The following is an 18,233-nucleotide window of genomic DNA, read 5'->3' as shown; positions in this document are numbered from 1 at the left end:
TATGTTAAAATAGGTTATTAGATCAACCACTTACAATCTACGACCGGAAAGGAAACGATATTATGAAATCCGTAGAACAACACCGTCAGGAAGCGCCCAAGCACATTTCCTGCATGATTGTGACCGTATCCGATACCCGGACTCCCGATAATGACGACAGCGGGAAGTTGATTCAGCGGCTTTTGGAAGCCAGCGGCTGCAAGGTCGTTAAGTATCGGATCATCAAAGACGATTACGACCAAATACGCCAGCTCCTGCGTGAAGCGGCTTCCGACCGCGGCATAGAAGCCGTTCTGCTCAGCGGTGGTACGGGAATATCGCCGCGGGATACCACATATGAAGCCGTACGCAGCCTGCTGAATAAAGAAATGCCCGGGTTCGGGGAAATTTTCCGGTATTTAAGCTTTACCGAGGATATCGGTTCGGCAGCCATACTAAGCCGCGCGATTGCCGGTACGATCAGCAATATGGCCGTCTTTTCCATGCCCGGTTCCCAGGCTGCCGTCAAGCTTGCGATGGAGCGAATCATCATTCCAGAGCTTGGACATGTCATGCGCGAAATCAACAAAAAGTAAACGCAAGATCAAGGATTAGCCATCCGGTTCAATAATTCCTCGAACACAGCCCGCATATTTTCGGTATATGCATGATTCATCATTCCATTCGAGCCGTATACGAATGCGGTTTTGCCGCGTGTGGCAATGACCGCGGGCTGATTAGCCGATTTCACGCGGATATTTCCTGTGCCATAGATTTCAGCCATTTCCCGGATGCGCTTTTCTTCGGATGGATAAACATAGACGATCACGAAATGACGAGGATCGCTGTCTATTAAATAATTATAGGTGATCGTACCGTCCAGCGTTTCGGCGTAGGTTTCTTTAGTCAGCCGAATTCCGTGTTTGGCGCTCTCGTTGACTAAATTATGGAGCAGAGCTTTATTTAGCGTTTTTCCCTGCGTAGCTTGCCTTTGGTTTCCCTTCTGATACGTTCTCATTTGCACGCGGTCGAGCTCTTCTTTGGCAATACGATTCGAACCGCTTCGGCATCCTGCTGTTACAACCACTATCCCTAGAATGAGCATGACTACATATAAGCCAGCCTTCCGCCTGTTCATGGCAACCCCCTCTTTCATACGCTTCAACAGCTTTAGAATTACGATTAGGTTGTCTCATGCAAGGCGGTTTCATACGAGCCCCGAAGATGGATTCAACGGTTTGAAAAAAAGGGCAGCTGCTCTTCATTGAGCAGTTGCCCTTGCGTCTTTAGCTCTCCACAGGGAGATTCAATTCAATTATTTTAATGAAACAACTTGACGCCCAAGCGCCTTGCCGCTCAGTACGGTCGCAAATGCTTCGTCCAGTTGCTCCAGCTTATATGCTTTCACGCCTTCCAGAAGCATTTGCTGCGGCTTCCAGTCGGCAGCCAGCCTCTGCCACAATTCAATCCGCTTCGCCTGCGGGCAGTAGACGGAATCGATGCCAAGCAAGTTGACGCCGCGCAGAATAAAAGGAAATACCGATGCTTCAAAAGCTCCGCCGCCCGTTAAGCCGGACAATGCAACCGATCCACCATATTTCACGGCTTTCAAAATCTCGCTCAGGCCTGCTCCCCCGACGGGATCGACGACAGCCGCCCACTGGGTCTTGCCGAGCGCACCCTTTACAGCGGCTGAGGCCGCTTCCCGCGAAATGACGGCCGTCGCACCCCAGTTTAGCAAGGTAGCTTCCGTCTCAGGCTTCCCGGTTGCTGCAACAACTTCAAAGCCGAGCTTGCCCAGAATGTTCACGGCGATACTGCCAACACCGCCCGTCGCCCCTCGTACAAGAATAGGCCCGCTGCTTGGCTGAAGCCCGTTATGCAGCAGCCGATCCACGGATAAGGCGGCGGTAAAGCCTGCGGTCCCGAGCGCCATGCTCTCCCGAAGGGTTAAGCCTTCTGGCAGCTTGACGAGCCAATCGGCTGGAACGCGGGCAACTTCGGCATATCCTCCGTCATGAGATACGCCAAGGCCGTAGCCCGTACATAGCACCTCATCTCCCGTCTGAAAATCCGGGCTGCGCGAGGCTGTCACCTTTCCGGCCAAATCGATGCCCAGGATTCGCGGATAGCTGCTGACTACCTTCCCCTTCGGGCTGCTGGCCAGGCCATCCTTGTAATTGATGCTGGAATAGTGTACCTCAACCTCAACGTCGCTCTCTAGCAATTCGGAAAGCTGAACCGTTTCGATGCCTGCCGAGAATCCGTCCTCATTCTGATCCACGCGATACGCGCGAAACGTTTTCTTTTCCACGGAAAGCCTCCTTTTGCTGATACGATAACTGCAGCTGCATACTTTAGCCTAGAACCTTGAGACTACAAATACGGATGCTCATGCTTCGCTAATAAAACTTGCCATCTCCGGTTCACTTCACGCTCGAACTCAGCCAGAGCCTCGCTGTTCTCCGGCTTCGTAAGATGGCGGGTCTTGCCCATCGTCTTGAGCCAATCCACCAGCGGAACGCGTTTGCCCTTCTCCTCCGGATTATACGTGATCGCGGTCATGCCATGCTCCACTTCATACAGCGGGAAAAAGCAGGAATTCACGGCAGCGTCAACGATATTCGTACCCTCATCATCGGGGCTAATCCAGTTTAGCGGACACGCTATTAATATTTTACCATATACCAGGCCCTCGTTCTGAGCATACCACTGAGCTTTGGCCGCTTTCTTGACCAAATCCTGAGGATAGGCTTCGCTTCCGGTGAATACATAAGGGATGTTCGTTGCCGCCATGATTTGCGCCGTATCTTTATGATGGAACACTTTTCCCTTTTGCACGGAGCCGATATTTGAAGTTGAAGTCCGATGGCCGAGCGGTGTCGAATAAGATAGTTGTGCCCCGGTGTTCATATATCCTTCATTATCGTATTCGATGATAATCATCCGATGATTACGGAGTGCGGCCCCAATCGCCGGTCCCATACCGATATCCATCCCGCCGTCGCCGGTAACCATGACGAACGTGAAGTCATCCTGCAGGCCGAGATCATCCAGTTCTCCCCGGCGCTTGCGCTCCCAGAACATCTCTACTACACCGGACAAGGTTGCCGCACCGTTCTGGAACAAATTGTGGATATAGGTCGCTTTGTGCGAGGAGTACGGATAGCCCGTCGTAACGACCATAGCGCATCCGGTATGGAACAGCGCAACGATGTCGCCTTCGATCCCTTTAAAAAACAGCTCCAGCCCAGAGAAAATGCCGCAGCCCGGGCACGCGCCATGGCCTGGCGCAATGCGTTTCGGTTTCTTCGTCAAGGCACGCAGCGGGGGTATGCGAACGCCCAGCTTGCCAGTCTCTTCATTTTTGGTTACTTGAATCAGTCCGGTCTTCAAATCCTCGAATCGGAGCGGATTCAGCACCCGTTTAGGCGCCTTCTCAGGGTCGCCCGGCGTATGTCCGTAATAATCGAACGGAACGTCGACCTTTTGCTTCTTCGCTGCCTCGATCGCCAAAGAAAACAAATGATGGCCGTCCTCAGCGTAAAATTCCTTGCCGCCCAAGCCGTAAACGCGGCTAACCACCTGGGTTGTCGTATTGCCATACGTATATAGTGCCGCTTTAATCTCATTCGTCATATTACCGCCATGCGCCCCATAAGAATCGGCGCGGTCGCCTACCGTAATAGCCTTCACGTTTTTAAGTGCCTCAGCGATTTGCTTCTGTGGGAAAGGACGAATCATGTTGGGCGCAATTGAACCCGCTTTAATGCCTTGGCTCCGCAAGCTGTCGACTACGTCTTTGATGATTTCCGAAGCCGAATTCATGAGGAATACCGCCACCTCGGCATCCTCCATCCGATACAGATCGAGCATTTCGTATTTTCTGCCCGTGAGCAGCTCGTACTCTCCCGCAATTCGTTCAAACACGTCCTCAGCATGGTACATCGCCTGAGACTGCTGAAAGCAGTTGTTGATATAATCAGGCTCATTCATGTATGGGCCGACGGTAATCGGGTTGTTGCGATCCAGTGTATGCGGGAACCCTGCGGGCTGTTCGCCGATAAACTTCTGTACGTCCTCGCGGTTCGCGAACGTATGCACCCGGCGTTTCTGGTGGGAGGTAAAGTATCCGTCCGAGGCAACGAGCACGGGCAGCCTCACTGCCGGATCCTCTGCCAGCTTGATCGCCATAATATTCATGTCATACACGGCCTGCGGATCACGGCACATTAAGATCGGCCATCCCGTATTCAGTGCAAAATACAAATCGGAATGGTCGCCGTGAATATCCAGCGGTCCGGACACCGACCGGCACACCAAATTCATGACCATCGGAAAGCGTGTTCCAGATTGAACCGGCATTTGCTCCAGCATGTACATGTACCCGTTCGCGCTCGTTGCGTTAAAGACCCGGCCTCCCGCCGTGGATGCCCCATAGCATATTCCCGCCGAGCTGTGCTCTCCGTCAGAAGGAATCAGTTTAATGTCATGCTGTCCGTTTGCCTTCATCAAATCGAGGAATTGGGCGATCTCCGTTGATGGAGATATCGGAAAATACCCCATGATATGATAATTGATTTGATGGGCAGCGTATGCCGCCATTTCATTGCCTGATTCATAAACGACCTGCTGCTCCACCTTGGCTGTGCCTTGCTCTTTTGCAATATCCATCGCCATGACGTTTCCGCCTTTCTTGTTATTTAATGGACTTCAACGATAGCTTCTTTATGCCGACATTTCCCTCTTACTGCATCGCAAAATCGAACCTGTGCGGGATGCGGCTGGCCGCAGCAACCCCATCTTCCTCTCGTTCACTAGATAACGCATCCGTTGGGCACGCATGCACGCATTTCAGGCAGCCTTTGCAGTATTGATAGTCGATCCCTTGCAGGAACATCTGCAAACGCCCCTTCTTGTCCGGCTGCTCCTCCCATACGAAGCAATTATCCGGACAGACGTTGTCGCATTGGGCGCAATGAATGCAAGCATCAAGTTTAAAATGAGGCATCATCCCTGAACGTGAAATGCTCAGATCCTTCAAAATACTGTTGCCCGGATTGATCACTATCCCTCCGATCGGCTGGGTTTCGTACCCCAGAACCGGCGTATCCGCCCGTGTGAAGGACGGCATGCTCATTCCCTCCGGCAGCGCGAACGTCTCAATCGTCACCTCCTGATAGCCCCGTTCAAACGTGGCGATAGCAGGAGCGACCATTTGGGGATATTTTGACTCCAGGGATTTCCGAATGACATCCTTCATCGTAAGCGGGTCCAAAAATGGACATAACCGAAACATCGCCCCAAGCATCGCCATATTGACCCGGTTCTTCTCCTCCAAGGCGATACCCGTCGCATCAATGACGGCAATCGTGCCTCCGAGCAACTTCAGTTGTTCCTTAAGCTCAGCCGGAGATTTGCGGGAGTTCACCAGAACGGTACTGTCCTCATAAATGCCGCTGATCACATTGACGGTCTTCGCAAGCGCTTCCTGAAAAATACCTACGATATGCGGCCGCTCTACGGGCGATGTGTCCCGAATCGGCGTGTCTAGATCACAGAAACGGATATGAGCCTTAACCGGCGACCCCTTCTTCTCCGATCCGTATGAAGAGAAGCTGACACCATTCAGCCCGGCTCCCTCTACCCCTGCTTCAGCCAGCATTTTGCCGGCTAAGTTCGCTCCAAGGCCGCCTATCGATTCCAGCCGAATTTCGAAAAATCCTAACTCATTCAATTTTGGTAATTTCATTGCGTCCGGACTCCCTTCTTTCGCCTATGCGAGTTCATTTAAACGAAATAATTACAGTAAAAACTATACAAAAAGACCTTCCACAACGTCACAAATACTTCGAGTCAAAAATACCTCGATTAATTTTTCAATTTACCATATGTGGAGTGTGACGGATGTAACAAATGTCATATGGACAATTTTGAAGCGGATGTCGAATGAAGCAAGCAACGACGCTAAAAATAGCAGTTTTTGCGCTTTCCCGAGAAATAAAAAAGGCTGCTTCCTAAGCTCATGCTTAGAAAACAGCCTTAAAACCCTTCAATTTGCTTAATCCTCTTGATGGCCCATATATTCCTCGATCAGCTTCTGCTTAAGCTCCCATGCCTCCTGGCTCAAGTTGACGCGATACTTCTCCGGATTGAGCTTCCGTAAATACTCGGGCCAGAACATTTGCAGCTGCTCTTTATGATAGGCTCGAATGGCATCAAGAGCGGGCAGTTCATAAACAAGCTCCCCATCCACGAAAATTTGCTGCTGCATCGAGATGGTCTTGTAATTTTTAACGGATTTTTTCAAATAGGGATGAACCGGGTCAAACAGACGCAGCTTCCCTCCGGATCTGGCCTGCTGCTCATGAGGGAAGCAGATGTAATCAGCGATCGCTTTGCCGCTCTCCTCATCGACAATACGTAAAATATCCTTTCTTCCCGGGGTCGTTACTTTTTCCGGATTGGCGGATATTTTGATCGTCGGCTCCATTGCTCCGTTCCGTTCACGTTCAACAAGCTTATATACGCCGCCTAAAGCTGGCTGATCCGCAGCAGTAATAAGCTGGGTCCCTACGCCCCATATATCGATCTTGGCCCCTTGTGCCTTGAGGTTAAAGATCGTATTTTCATCCAAATCATTAGAGGCAACGATCTTGACATATGGAAGACCGGCATCATCAAGCATTTTACGGGCCTTTATTGATAAGTAAGCGAGATCTCCACTATCCAGACGAATGCTGCTTAGTCTCTTGCCCTTGCTCTCTAGCAGCTTAGCCGTCTTGATCGCATTCGGCACACCGCTGCTTAACGTATCAAACGTATCCACGAGCAGCGAGACTTGATCGGGAAGCGCCTCAGCGAACCGTTCAAACGCCTCCAGTTCAGAATCGAAGCTCTGAACCCAGGAGTGTGCGTGCGTTCCTTTCGTTGGAATGCCGAATATCTCTCCGGCAAGCAGATTCGATGTGGCGTCAAAGCCTGACAGATAGGCGGCTCGTGCACCCCAAATGGCAGCATCTGCCTCTTGCGCACGCCGTGACCCGAATTCGAGCAGCACATCTTTTTCAGCCACCCGCTTCACCCGTGATGCTTTGGTTGCAATCAAGGTCTGGAAGTTCATGAAATTAAGCAGCGCGGTTTCGATCAGTTGGGCCTCCATAATCGTTCCCTCTACACGTACTAGCGGCTCGCTCGGAAATACCAAGGCTCCTTCAGGCACAGCGTAAAGATTGCCTTTAAAGCGGAAATTACGGAGCAGCTCCAGAAAAGCCGGGTCGTAATTCTCTTCCTGTCTACCCAGAAACTCGATATCGCTATCCGAAAACTGCAGGTGGGTTATGTACTGCACGATTCGCTCTAAACCTGCAAACACGGCATATCCATTGCCGAAGGGAAGCTTGCGGAAATACGCCTCGAACACCGCTTTGCGTTCATGCGTGCCATTTACCCAGTGGGCATAAATCATATTAATCTGATACTTATCCGTATGTAGCGCCAAACTTGCGCTTTGCATTTGTCTTTTCATCCTCTCTGGTGTCGCAACTGCACAAATGCGCAGCTTTTACTTAAGTTTATCGGCTGCTTGTTACGTTTGCACCCAAAGTAGCGCGAAAATGCCCAAGTGCCCATGCATGGCCTTCCGGATTGAAGCTGGCTACGCCGTCTTCGTAAACCGTAATGCTATAGCCTTTATTATAGGCATCCACGGCGGTATGCAATACGCAAATATCTGTGCAAACCCCGACAATCGCGATTTCAGTAATACCCCGTTCACGTAATTTCTGATCGAGATCGGTGCCGCAAAAAGCGCTGTATCTCGTTTTATCCATCCAGTAAATCCGTTCCTGGTGCCGTTCATACACATCAGCTAATTTACCGTATAATTCCCGTCCTTCCGTATCGCGGATGTTATGGGGAGGGAATAGTTTGGATTCCGGATGCAGCGTATCACCCTCTTCGTGCAAATCCACTGCCATAACGACAAAATCGTCCTGCTCTACATATTGCTCCGTAATTTTGCAAATCGCCGATTCGAGCAAAATCGCCGGCTCTCCTACTGGCAGCTTTCCATCCACGAAATCCTTCGTATAATCAACAACAAGCAGTGCTTTCATCACAGCTTCACCCAGCCCTTCTTTAATAATAAACTTGCAATTATGAACTTGGAATGAACATGAAACGGCAGCTGACTAATAGTTAACTACATTAACAAAGTATTCAAGACATCGTAAACAGCTTAAGTATAGATGGATAATCTCGGAGTATAGTCGGTAAAACGATACAGCTGCGCCGGGCGCTGCGAATATTGATTGGACAGCATCGGAGCCCCGTTCTCATCGCGCACTTCCTCCAAAATCCCCTGCCTGCTGCGGGTTGACGTGATTTTGCGAATGAAATTCAGCTCCGCGAAGTCCGGGACAACCGTTTGAATGACCTGATAAAGCTCGCCAAGCGTAAAATGAGGCGGCAAAAATTGCTTCGCAATCGTCGTATGAAGCATCTGCTGCTGAATTCTCCTATAAGCGTCCTCCAAAATTTCACGGTGATCGAACGCCAGCTGCAAATCCTCCAACGCCTCCTTCACCGTATACAATCCGACTTCCTGGGCATCATCAGCGGATTGACGCTTCTCCAGCACCCATTCCTCCACAAGCGCGAAAAAAGCATGGGAGATAATCCAGCCTCGCGGATCGCGTCCGGGCTTACTGTATACACCGAGATACTCCAAGTGGTGGCCGTCTACTCCTGTCTCTTCCTTCAACTCTCTCCGAGCGGTCTCATACAAAGATTCATCCTCTTGAGAGAATCCCCCCGGCAGCGCCCAAGCCCCGGCAAACGGCCAGCTTCTGCGGCGGATCAGCATCACCTTCAAGTCGAATCTGGGCAGTGACTTTGTGGCGGCCTTTCGCTCCTGCTTGGCTAGTGTAAACATGACTATGTCTGCAGGAATTCCGTCCGGTGTCCGGTATTTCTTGGCATCGTAGCGATGTTGTCCCTGATCCTGTTCTTGTTCCATATTCATCATGAATCACCACATTAATCATATGATAACGTTACCTAGCGAACTCCCGGGCAACATTCCGTTGAATTGCAATATTATGAATCAGCCTTGATCCTTGCCGGAATTCCCTTTATCCTTCGGCAACCGGAACGTGGCAGTTGCGATGCTTCCCAATACACCTTCACTGTTGCGGACTTCTGCACGCAAAGTCATCGTACGGAAGGTCTCATGCAGCGGATAAGCCGTCACGATCAATTCGCCCATTTGCATCGGACTAAGAAAGTTAACGTTCAAATGAGTCGTTACGCCTTCCCGGCCTCCCTTAGCGGCCGTTACTAGCGTTCCCATCGCCTGATCCATCATCGATGATATTACGCCTCCATGAACGATGCCCATTGAGTTAAGATGCGACTCTGTGGCGGTAAGGGCGATTTCCACGCGCTGACTGTCTGCCGATAACAGCCGGAGGCCAAGCAGTCCCCAAAACGATTTCTCGCTGCGGGACATGATATCCGTCCAATCCATTATCGTTCCCCCTATTCTGTATAGGTTGACTACGCCAACCCTTTCTCGATGTATTATTCCTAAGATGTCTTAATTCAAACAATCGTCACATTGCGGATATTTCATGATGTTAAATAAAAATTCTAAGGTATATCGTCAAAAAAAGTGCGAAGGGTAAGCCTCCGCACAGATTCATAACGACTTACTCCCCATATCCCGAGGCCGGAGCTGATTCGCTCCCGGACTCAACGTTTACCTTCTCCGATACCGTATCCCGAATCACCGAAATTACGAGCTGCAGTAAATAGTTAATATCGCTTTGGCTCTGCTGGAATTCGGTCACGAGCGGAATTTCATCCAGCTCATCCTGAAGCTCATCGATCTCACGTTCGATCTTGTCGACCATCGCTTGATTCTGGAAGCTTTGGAAGGCTACGATTTCCTTTTGCTTCTTCTTAATGGCGCTAATTACCGTTTGTACTCTTTCATGCTTCTGGATCAGTTGCTCAGCCTTCTGAAAATGCTGAACCTCATCGCTTGTCCCGATGAGCTCCGCGAGCTCCTTAGCTTTAGCCATAATATCTTCTCGAATGACGAGATCACGGGAATCGAATTTCGGAATTCCGCAATCGGTCGTGTGGTTATGCTCTTGTCCCAAGGCTCTATCCTCCCAACTATATTCAAACCATATATTTCTTACAGGGTTTCAGCCTGTATGTAATCCTATTAATTAAGCGGGGGTAACCGCTTCTGTCAAGATATTCCCTTTGATATACCATGTCATTGGATCAGTAATTTCCACTTGCACGAACTTGCCGATCAAATCTTTGCTGCCCTCAAAATGAACCAGCTTGTTGCTGCGCGTCCGGCCGGACAGCACATCGGCATTGTTCTTGCTCTCCCCTTCAACAAGCACCTCGACGATCTTGCCCTTCATCAGGTCGTTGCTGATGCGGCAATGCTCGTTAACGACGTCGTTGAGCCGCTGCAGACGCTCCTTCTTCACTTCCATCGGAACGTTGTCTTCCATGACCGCAGCCGGCGTTCCTTCCCGCGGGGAATAAATGAACGTATACGCGAAGTCATATCCTATCTCGCGAACCAAGGACAGTGTATCCTCGAACTGCTCATCAGTCTCCCCAGGGAAGCCAACGATAATATCGGTCGTCAGCACCACGTCAGGTATGGCCTTCTTGATTTTGCCAGCGAGCTCCAAATAATGCTCCCGCGAATATTTGCGGCTCATCCGCTTCAACACCTCGGTGCTGCCGGATTGAACAGGCAGATGGATATGCTCGACCAGATTGCCACCCTTCGCCAGCACTTCAATCAAAGCATCGTCAAAATCGCGGGGATGCGAAGTCGTAAAGCGGACGCGCGGAATATCGATCTGGCGGATGTCGTCCATCAAATTGGCAAACGTATAATCGATGTCCGTAAAATCCTTACCATAGGCATTTACGTTCTGTCCAAGCAAGGTAATTTCCTTGAAGCCTTGGCGCGCCAAATCGCGCACCTCGGCGATGACATCCTCAGGACGGCGGCTGCGCTCCTTACCCCGCGTAAATGGAACGATGCAATATGTGCAAAATTTATCACAACCGTACATAATGTTGACCCAAGCTCTCATGCCTTCGCGTTTCTTCGGCAGGTTCTCGATGATGTCCCCTTCTTTGGACCATACTTCGACGACCATTTCTTTGCTGAACAACGCTTCACGGATCAAATGAGGCAGCCGGTGGATATTATGCGTGCCAAAAATCATGTCGACGAAACCATGCTTCTGCATAATCCGGTTCACGACGCCTTCCTCCTGCGACATGCAGCCGCATACGCCAAGCAGAAGATTCGGATTTTCCGTCTTAAGCCCCTTCAGATGGCCAAGCTCCCCAAACACTTTATCTTCGGCGTTCTCTCTGATCGCGCAAGTGTTCAGCAAAATAATGTTCGCATCCTTACGTTCTTCCGTAGAAGTATAGCCCATTTCCTCAAGCAGACCCTTCATCGTCTCGGTATCATGCTCGTTCATCTGGCAGCCGTACGTATAAATAATATATTTCTTGCCGGTGCCGATACCTTTCAGTTCCTCAGGCACGGCGGTATTGTACAGCACTTGAATATCCTCTTTCCCGCGCTGCTTCTCTTTGCGGTGATCCGGTTCCGAAAGAATTTGAATATCCCGTCCGCGTATTCTGATTTTCTTCCCGCTCTCGTCCTCGGAAATGACTTTGGCGTCCGAGAAATCAAAATACTTGGAGTAATCCTTCGTTTCCTTAGCCATGATGTCGGCCCACTCCTTTAGTCAATCTATCGCTAAAACTATAACGTACTCTTGAGTAATTGAAAAATGCATTACACTAAATTATAACATGCTTCTAAATTGATATCCAGACGCGAAGAGGTCTTTGGTGATTATTCTGTAAGCTTCTTCAGCACGCGCAAAAGCCCGTTCCAATGGAACGGGCTCGGCTATTGCTTCTTCATTTTCTGCGGTCGAAGTTGTCCTAGAATCCCTTATACTGTGGTTCTTCATTCTCCAGTTGCGTAACTCTTGTTTCCACTTGGTCAACGATTTGCTGCGTTTGTTGAGCCGCCGCAGTAAACAAGTTTTTTGCATCCTGGTTTTGCGTGCCTAGAGCGAATGACTCCAGGTTCGCTTGAGCGCTTTTTAACGACGCTAGCGTCGTTTTCACTTGTGAAGCTACTGTCATCTGATTCACCACCTAACCTTATAACTGTGCTTTGCGCCATCATAATTTGACCCATTTTACACAAAACATACTGGAGTACGTTCTTCCAAATTTTGTGTTAGTAAAAAATCAGCTTCTGCGCATAATTTGGTTACCCGTGTTTTAGGCGTAATGAAAGGAGTGTCAGCGTCAGTATGCAAATATGGTTAGAGGTTGTCGTAAGAACCCTGGTTTCAATCGCAGTACTCTTTCTTCTGACCAAACTGCTTGGAAAAAGGCAAATCTCGCAGCTTTCCTTATTTGAGTATATTACAGGGATCACGATTGGGGATTTGGCTGCTTATATTTCGGTGAACCATGAGGAGCAGTGGTATATCGGCATTACCGCATTAGTCGTCTGGGTTCTCGTCTCTTTGGGAATAGAGTTCCTGCAAATCAAAAGCAAGAAGGCCAGAAACTTGATCGACAACAGCTCAACCGTCCTGATCCAGAACGGCAAAATCCTTGAGGACAATTTGAAAAAGGAAAAGCTCACGAACGAGGAGCTGCTGGAACAGCTGCGGAAAAAAAGCATATTCAAGGCAGCCGAAGTCGAGTTTGCAGTTATTGAGCCGAGTGGAGAGATCAATGTGCTGCTAAAAAGAGAATATCAACCTATAACCCCATCTCATTTAGGGATTAAGGTTTCTCCTGAACCGGAGACGCAAGCAGTCATTCTTGACGGAAGCATCATGGATGAGCCGCTCTCTACGATCGGCCTGAACAGGGCCTGGCTTCATACCGAGCTGGAGAAGCTCGGCGTAACTGTCGAAAATGTATTTGTCGCACAGGTTGACGGCTTCGGTCAGCTTTATGTGGATCTATACGACGATAAATTAACTGTTCCTGAACCTCAAGAAAAGGCAGTCTTGCTCGCCACATTGAAAAAATGTGAAGCCGATCTGGAGATGTATGCTTTATCCTCGGTAGAAGCAGAGCCTAAACAGCTTTACACCAACTGCTCCGAGCAATTGCAGCAAATCATTAATGACGTCAAGCCGCTCTTGGCTAGATAGGAGGCAATGTGATGGGAAACAAAAATAAAAAAATGACGCCGGTCCAACAGAAATACCAAAAACTGGCGCAGTCCAAAGAACCAAAGCGTCCCGTCTGGGGCAATTGTATCCGTGCTTTCCTTATCGGAGGCACGATTTGCCTCATTGGAGAAGCTATCCGCCAGGCGTTCATGAAGTATGGCGGTTTTACGGATAAGGAAGCGGGCAACCCGACCGTTGCCGTGCTGATATTACTGTCCATTATACTTACAGCACTAGGGATATACGATAAAATCGCCCAGTGGGCTGGTGCTGGAACCGCCGTACCCGTCACCGGCTTCGCGAATTCCATGGCCTCTTCTGCCATCGAGCACCGCAGCGAAGGAATCGTCTTGGGAGTAGGAGCGGGAATGTTTAAACTAGCCGGGTCCGTAATTGTATTTGGAACCGTAGCTGCGTTCATCATCGGTATTATTTACGCCATTTTCGTACCTGGATATGCAGGAGGAGGAGGTTCGTGACATGCTTAAAGGCCACCAAAGCTGGATATTTGAGAACAAACCGAAAATCGTCGGCAGGGCGACGATCGTCGGCCCCTTCGAAGGTGATGGGCCGCTGGCCAAAGACTTTGATATCATACATTCAGACCTGTATCTCGGACAGGAAAGCTGGGAGAAGGCGGAAAAGACGCTTATCGAAGAAGCAGCCAATCTAGCGGTCCAAAAAGCTGGTCTGACAAAAGAACAGGTTCAGTTTTACTTTGGCGGAGATTTGATGAATCAGATCATCAGCAGCAGCTTTGCCGCCAGATCGCTAAACATCCCTTTTCTCGGTCTTTTCGGGGCATGCTCCACCTCAATGGAAAGTCTCGCACTCGCTTCATTCACCGTAAACCATGGCGGGGCTAAATACGCTCTTGCCGGTACCTGCAGCCATAATGCAAGTGCGGAGAAGCAATTCCGTTACCCTACAGAATACGGCTCACAGAAGCCGCCAACAGCGCAATATACCGTAACCGGCTCGGGCGCTGCCGTAGTATCACTGGACGGGGAAGGGCCAGTTGTCACTTCGGCGACGATCGGCAGAGTTATCGATATGGGAATCAGCGACCCGTTCAATATGGGAGCTGCCATGGCTCCTGCAGCAGTTGATACGATACAAGCCCATTTCAGAGATATGAGAATTGATCCGTCGTATTACGACCTGATCGTTACTGGCGACTTGGCCAGAGTAGGCTATGATATCGCTAAAGATTTGCTGATGGAACATCGCATCCCTATGGAAGGGACCGTCTATAAAGACTGCGGCATGATGATTTACGATTACAGCAAACAGCAGGTTCAAGCGGGAGCCAGCGGCTGCGGCTGCTCGGCCGTCGTAACCTATGGACACCTGCTGAATAAGCTCGAACAAGGCGAATTAAACCGAATTCTTGTCGTTGCTACAGGCGCACTGCTCTCTCCCTTGTCCTTTCAGCAGGGAGAGACGATACCGTGCATTGCACATGCGGTGTCAATCGAAAGTACGCAGGCAACGTAAAATCACCTAACTGCCAAACAAACGATAAACGGGCTATCCCAGGGGATGATCTCATCCTGGGATAGCCCGTTATTCAATCGCCTAGCCAATTAGTCAATGATTTCAGCCGTATCGCCATTATTCGCTCCGGCTGCATTAGCTTCATCCGTGTCGATATGCATGTCCAGTGCAAAGGAATCAGATACGCGCGCAATGACGTTCTCCAGCACTAGGCCGCGTTCTCCACCCAAACGAACTTTCAGCATTTGCTTATCTTTAATGCCCCATTTCTCAGCATCTGAAGTATGGAAGTGGATATGGCGAGCCGCTACAATTACTCCTTCTTGCAGCTCCACTTCTCCAGCAGGGCCTTTAATCTTAATGCCCGGCGTGCCATCAATATGTCCAGATTCTCTAACCGGTGCCTTCACACCGATTGCAAACGAATCAGTACGGGAAATTTCAAGCTGTGAAGCAGGACGTGCAGGCCCTAGTATACGCACTTTGTCGAATTGACCCTTCGAACCGATGACAGCAACCGTCTCGTTAGCCGCAAATTGTCCTGGCTGGGACAACGGCTTGAATTCCGTAAGCTGGTAGCCTTGTCCGAACAAAGCCTCAATATGTTCTTGAGTCAAATGAATATGACGCGCTGATACGCCGACTGGCACTGTTTTGCTCATTTTGCAAACACTCCTCAGTTTTTTCTCTATGTCGATGACGTTTCACATCGTTACCCATTATACACCTATTTCAAACAAAAAGAAAAAAGATGTCCTCCCAAAAAGGACATCTTTCACCGTATTATCTGAATTCTGCTACAAGATTGTCAAAGTCAGCCTGGGATAATGCCAGCGATTGATGCGCCAGCGGCTCCTCGGAAAAACCGTGAACGAGGTTCTCGTAGCTTCTCTTCTCTTTGTTCTGATAAATCAAACCTGTGATCATACTGCCCGTTTCCATCAGCTTTGTCATCGCGGCAAGGCGATTTGTAGAATCATAGCCTTCTACCGTATCCAGATTAATGATGTTGTCCTTGAACCAGTCGTACGTATTCACTTTGTTGAACGTTACGCACGGGCTGAATACGTTGATCAACGAGAAGCCTTCATGCTGAATGCCTTGTTCGATCAACGAAGTCAACTGTTTCAAGTCGCTGGAGAAGGATTGCGCTACGAATGTGGCACCCGCAGCTATAGCTACCTCTAGCGGAGACAACGTTGATTCGATGGAGCCTTCAGGCGTACTCTTCGTCTTGAAGCCTTCGCCGCTTCGCGGAGAAGTTTGGCCTTTCGTCAATCCATAAATCTGGTTATCCATGACAATGTAAGTGATGTTGATATTGCGGCGAATCGCATGAACCGTATGGCCCATACCGATTGCAAACCCGTCGCCGTCCCCGCCGGAAGCGATGACGGTCAGATCGCGGTTCGCCAGCTTTACGCCTTGAGCGATCGGCAGCGCACGGCCATGAATTCCATGGAGACCATAAGCGTTGATATATCCAGAAATCCGTCCGGAACAACCGATTCCGGAAATGACAGCCAAACCCTCTGGCTCAAGTCCTACATTCGCGGCAGCGCGTTGAATCGCAGCTTGCACGGAGAAGTCCCCGCAGCCTGGACACCAGTTCGGTTTGATTTTATTGCGAAACTCCTTGAAAGTTGCCATTTTACACCAACTCCTCCTGCGGTTTATTCCCGGCTACATTTTTGCATTCGTTGTAAACTTCCGAAGGAAGGAACGGATTACCGTCATATTTCAGCACATTGACAATTTTATCGTGATAGCCGATATTTTGCTTGATCAGGTTGGCCAGTTGGCCTGTCGCATTGTTCTCCAGAACGAGCACTTTCTTCGCTTTCTTAATTTGCGGAAGCACTTCGTCTACCGGGAACGGATGCAGCAAGCGAACGGTCATATGGTTCGTCTTGATTCCTTCGGCGTCCAAACGAGTGCGAGCCTGATCGATCGTTCCGCCCGTAGACCCCATGCCGATGACAAGAATTTCCGGCTCAGCATGTGGAGCCTGCAAATGAATCGGATTCGTCATTTCCAATTTGTTCAGCTTGCGCAGACGTTTATCCATCATTTTCTTCCGGTTAACCGGGCTTTCCGATGGACGGCCAGCTTCATCATGCTCTACGCCTGTAACGTGGTGGATGCCATTCTTCTCGCCTGGCAGAACCCGTGGGGAGACCCCGTTTTCCGTAAATGCATAGCGATTGAACATGCTGCCATCTTCGCGATCAGGAATATCCTTCACCATATATCCGCGGTCAATGACAATTTTGTTGTAATCAAGCACTTCGCAGGACTGCTTGCCTAGTGAAAGCTGAAGATCTGTCGCTAGAATAACAGGAACTTGATATTTATCAGCAAGGTTGAAGGCTTCAATCGTATCGTAGAAGCATTCCTCGATCGAACTAGGCGCAATTACAATTTTCGGAATTTCACCATGAGTTCCGTAGATCAGCGCGTTAATATCACTTTGCTCCTGCTTCGTTGGAAGCCCTGTACTTGGACCTCCACGCTGCGTATCCACAATAACGACAGGCGTTTCAGTCATTCCAGCCAGTCCAATCGCTTCCATCATCAGGGCCAAACCAGGGCCCGCCGATGCAGTCATTGTCCGTACGCCGGCGTAGTTCGAGCCGATTGCCATCGTAATTGCGGCGATTTCATCCTCCGTTTGAACGACCGTTCCACCGAATTTCGGCAGTTTCTTAATTAAATATTCCATAATTTCAGAAGCCGGCGTAATCGGGTACGCACTCATAATCCGGCATCCGGCAGCAACCGCGCCAAGGCCGATCGCATCGTTACCGATCATGAACAGTTTCTGTTTGCCGTCTGCCGGGCCAAGCTTGAAGCTGTCAATCGGACCTCCGGCAAGCTCCAGCACGAAATCCGCACCGCGTTTCACCGCTTCGATATTTTTCTCAACAATCGCAGGACCTTTACGCCCAAATTCTTCTTCTACAGCTTTATTAAATACTTCCAACGGTAGACCAAGCAACGCCCAAGATGCTCCAGACGCTACCATATTCTTCATCAGTGAAGTACCCAGCTCCTCCGCAATCGCCGTAATCGGAACCGCGAAGAGAGTCGCGTCGACACCTTCAGGAACGGTAGGATCGAATTTAGCATCGGCCACGATGACGCCACCGCTGCGAAGCTCATGTGCATTCAAATCGATACTTTCTTGGTCAAAAGCGACTAAAATGTCCAAATCGTCGGAAATCGCACGAATCGGCATTGTACTGATCCGAATTTTGTTATTCGTATGGCCGCCTTTAATACGGGAGGAGAAATGTCGGTACCCGTACAAATAATATCCAAGTCTGTTCAAGGCCGTCGAAAAAATCCGATCTGTACTTTCAACGCCTTCGCCTTGCTGTCCACCGATCTTCCAAGACAATTGACTAATCAAGATCGCCCACCCCTTTAATCGTATCGCTATAGCACTATCATTATATTTATAGTGCAGCTAGAATGTTGACT

General features: G+C 49.6%; 18 protein-coding genes. 4 read left to right on the top strand and 14 right to left on the bottom strand.

The window, feature by feature from the left end; translation table 11 throughout:
- Nucleotides 1–62 precede the first annotated feature (62 nt).
- Entirely contained in the window at nucleotides 63–575 is a 513-nt protein-coding gene (locus ACYUJT_RS05415; RefSeq protein WP_460319351.1) for a MogA/MoaB family molybdenum cofactor biosynthesis protein, read from the top strand.
- A gap of 8 nt (nucleotides 576–583) precedes the next feature.
- On the opposite strand, the gene ACYUJT_RS05410 is transcribed toward ACYUJT_RS05415, so the two are convergent.
- The 11 genes from ACYUJT_RS05410 to ACYUJT_RS05360 form a co-directional block, all read right to left on the bottom strand.
- Nucleotides 584–1,117 carry a hypothetical protein gene (locus tag ACYUJT_RS05410; protein WP_460319349.1) on the bottom strand — a complete coding sequence of 178 codons (534 nt, stop codon included), beginning with the start codon at nucleotides 1,115–1,117 and terminating at the stop codon, nucleotides 584–586.
- A gap of 177 nt (nucleotides 1,118–1,294) precedes the next feature.
- On the bottom strand, nucleotides 1,295–2,293 hold the full coding sequence (locus ACYUJT_RS05405; protein WP_460319347.1) for an acrylyl-CoA reductase family protein: 999 nt from the start codon (nucleotides 2,291–2,293) through the stop codon (nucleotides 1,295–1,297).
- A 62-nt stretch (nucleotides 2,294–2,355) separates the two neighbouring features.
- Entirely contained in the window at nucleotides 2,356–4,659 is a 2,304-nt protein-coding gene (locus ACYUJT_RS05400; RefSeq protein WP_460319345.1) for a thiamine pyrophosphate-dependent enzyme, read from the bottom strand.
- Between the two features lie 67 nt (nucleotides 4,660–4,726).
- A complete protein-coding gene (locus tag ACYUJT_RS05395; RefSeq protein ID WP_460319344.1) occupies nucleotides 4,727–5,731 on the bottom strand; it encodes a 2-oxoacid:acceptor oxidoreductase family protein in 1,005 nt (334 codons plus the stop codon).
- 309 nt (nucleotides 5,732–6,040) lie between these two features.
- Nucleotides 6,041–7,495, bottom strand: coding sequence for a nicotinate phosphoribosyltransferase (locus tag ACYUJT_RS05390; protein WP_460319782.1), 1,455 nt, complete (start codon nucleotides 7,493–7,495; stop codon nucleotides 6,041–6,043).
- 58 nt (nucleotides 7,496–7,553) lie between these two features.
- On the bottom strand, nucleotides 7,554–8,096 hold the full coding sequence (locus ACYUJT_RS05385) for a cysteine hydrolase family protein (RefSeq protein ID WP_460319342.1): 543 nt from the start codon (nucleotides 8,094–8,096) through the stop codon (nucleotides 7,554–7,556).
- Nucleotides 8,097–8,218: 122 nt separating this feature from the next.
- Nucleotides 8,219–9,004 carry an NUDIX domain-containing protein gene (locus ACYUJT_RS05380; protein WP_460319340.1) on the bottom strand — a complete coding sequence of 262 codons (786 nt, stop codon included), beginning with the start codon at nucleotides 9,002–9,004 and terminating at the stop codon, nucleotides 8,219–8,221.
- An 81-nt stretch (nucleotides 9,005–9,085) separates the two neighbouring features.
- Nucleotides 9,086–9,508: a PaaI family thioesterase gene (locus ACYUJT_RS05375; RefSeq protein ID WP_460319338.1), complete on the bottom strand. Its 423-nt coding sequence runs from the start codon at nucleotides 9,506–9,508 to the stop codon at nucleotides 9,086–9,088.
- A 181-nt stretch (nucleotides 9,509–9,689) separates the two neighbouring features.
- Nucleotides 9,690–10,145: a YlbF/YmcA family competence regulator gene (locus ACYUJT_RS05370; protein ID WP_460319337.1), complete on the bottom strand. Its 456-nt coding sequence runs from the start codon at nucleotides 10,143–10,145 to the stop codon at nucleotides 9,690–9,692.
- Nucleotides 10,146–10,217: 72 nt separating this feature from the next.
- Nucleotides 10,218–11,768, bottom strand: a complete 1,551-nt coding sequence (gene miaB / locus ACYUJT_RS05365; RefSeq protein WP_460319335.1) for a tRNA (N6-isopentenyl adenosine(37)-C2)-methylthiotransferase MiaB — start codon at nucleotides 11,766–11,768, stop codon at nucleotides 10,218–10,220.
- A 223-nt stretch (nucleotides 11,769–11,991) separates the two neighbouring features.
- Nucleotides 11,992–12,198 (bottom strand): DUF1657 domain-containing protein, encoded by a 207-nt coding sequence (locus ACYUJT_RS05360; RefSeq protein WP_283928151.1) that lies wholly within the window; start codon nucleotides 12,196–12,198, stop codon nucleotides 11,992–11,994.
- A 173-nt stretch (nucleotides 12,199–12,371) separates the two neighbouring features.
- On the opposite strand from ACYUJT_RS05360, the gene ACYUJT_RS05355 reads away from it, so the two are divergent.
- The 3 genes from ACYUJT_RS05355 to spoVAD are packed head-to-tail and all read left to right on the top strand — an operon-like array spanning nucleotide 12,372 to nucleotide 14,750.
- Nucleotides 12,372–13,232, top strand: coding sequence for a DUF421 domain-containing protein (locus ACYUJT_RS05355; protein WP_460319333.1), 861 nt, complete (start codon nucleotides 12,372–12,374; stop codon nucleotides 13,230–13,232).
- Between the two features lie 11 nt (nucleotides 13,233–13,243).
- Complete coding sequence (gene spoVAC, locus ACYUJT_RS05350; protein WP_460319332.1) at nucleotides 13,244–13,732, top strand: stage V sporulation protein AC; 489 nt, start codon at nucleotides 13,244–13,246, stop codon at nucleotides 13,730–13,732.
- Nucleotide 13,733: 1 nt separating this feature from the next.
- Nucleotides 13,734–14,750, top strand: coding sequence for a stage V sporulation protein AD (spoVAD, locus tag ACYUJT_RS05345; RefSeq protein WP_460319330.1), 1,017 nt, complete (start codon nucleotides 13,734–13,736; stop codon nucleotides 14,748–14,750).
- 89 nt (nucleotides 14,751–14,839) lie between these two features.
- Here spoVAD and pduL read toward each other — a convergent pair whose 3' ends face one another.
- From pduL to ACYUJT_RS05330, 3 genes are all read right to left on the bottom strand, one after another.
- Nucleotides 14,840–15,412, bottom strand: coding sequence for a phosphate propanoyltransferase (gene pduL, locus ACYUJT_RS05340; RefSeq protein ID WP_460319329.1), 573 nt, complete (start codon nucleotides 15,410–15,412; stop codon nucleotides 14,840–14,842).
- Between the two features lie 121 nt (nucleotides 15,413–15,533).
- A complete protein-coding gene (locus tag ACYUJT_RS05335; RefSeq protein ID WP_460319327.1) occupies nucleotides 15,534–16,400 on the bottom strand; it encodes a 2-oxoacid:ferredoxin oxidoreductase subunit beta in 867 nt (288 codons plus the stop codon).
- A gap of 1 nt (nucleotide 16,401) precedes the next feature.
- Nucleotides 16,402–18,162 (bottom strand): 2-oxoacid:acceptor oxidoreductase subunit alpha, encoded by a 1,761-nt coding sequence (locus ACYUJT_RS05330; protein ID WP_460319326.1) that lies wholly within the window; start codon nucleotides 18,160–18,162, stop codon nucleotides 16,402–16,404.
- Nucleotides 18,163–18,233 lie beyond the last annotated feature (71 nt).

This window comes from Paenibacillus sp. YSY-4.3, assembly GCF_054767475.1.
Note: the sequence above shows the minus strand (reverse complement) of the source record. Positions and strands in the feature narration are given on the sequence as shown.

Coding starts and splice junctions, on each gene's coding strand:
- spoVAC (WP_460319332.1), top strand. CDS start 13,244: ATGGGAAACAAAAATAAAAAAATGACGCCGGTCCAACAGAAATACCAA.
- ACYUJT_RS05385 (WP_460319342.1), bottom strand. CDS start 8,096: ATGAAAGCACTGCTTGTTGTTGATTATACGAAGGATTTCGTGGATGGA.
- ACYUJT_RS05335 (WP_460319327.1), bottom strand. CDS start 16,400: ATGGCAACTTTCAAGGAGTTTCGCAATAAAATCAAACCGAACTGGTGT.
- spoVAD (WP_460319330.1), top strand. CDS start 13,734: ATGCTTAAAGGCCACCAAAGCTGGATATTTGAGAACAAACCGAAAATC.
- ACYUJT_RS05400 (WP_460319345.1), bottom strand. CDS start 4,659: ATGGCGATGGATATTGCAAAAGAGCAAGGCACAGCCAAGGTGGAGCAG.
- ACYUJT_RS05390 (WP_460319782.1), bottom strand. CDS start 7,495: ATGCAAAGCGCAAGTTTGGCGCTACATACGGATAAGTATCAGATTAAT.
- ACYUJT_RS05360 (WP_283928151.1), bottom strand. CDS start 12,198: ATGACAGTAGCTTCACAAGTGAAAACGACGCTAGCGTCGTTAAAAAGC.
- pduL (WP_460319329.1), bottom strand. CDS start 15,412: ATGAGCAAAACAGTGCCAGTCGGCGTATCAGCGCGTCATATTCATTTG.
- ACYUJT_RS05410 (WP_460319349.1), bottom strand. CDS start 1,117: ATGAACAGGCGGAAGGCTGGCTTATATGTAGTCATGCTCATTCTAGGG.
- miaB (WP_460319335.1), bottom strand. CDS start 11,768: ATGGCTAAGGAAACGAAGGATTACTCCAAGTATTTTGATTTCTCGGAC.
- ACYUJT_RS05415 (WP_460319351.1), top strand. CDS start 63: ATGAAATCCGTAGAACAACACCGTCAGGAAGCGCCCAAGCACATTTCC.
- ACYUJT_RS05355 (WP_460319333.1), top strand. CDS start 12,372: ATGCAAATATGGTTAGAGGTTGTCGTAAGAACCCTGGTTTCAATCGCA.
- ACYUJT_RS05375 (WP_460319338.1), bottom strand. CDS start 9,508: ATGGATTGGACGGATATCATGTCCCGCAGCGAGAAATCGTTTTGGGGA.
- ACYUJT_RS05395 (WP_460319344.1), bottom strand. CDS start 5,731: ATGAAATTACCAAAATTGAATGAGTTAGGATTTTTCGAAATTCGGCTG.
- ACYUJT_RS05380 (WP_460319340.1), bottom strand. CDS start 9,004: ATGAATATGGAACAAGAACAGGATCAGGGACAACATCGCTACGATGCC.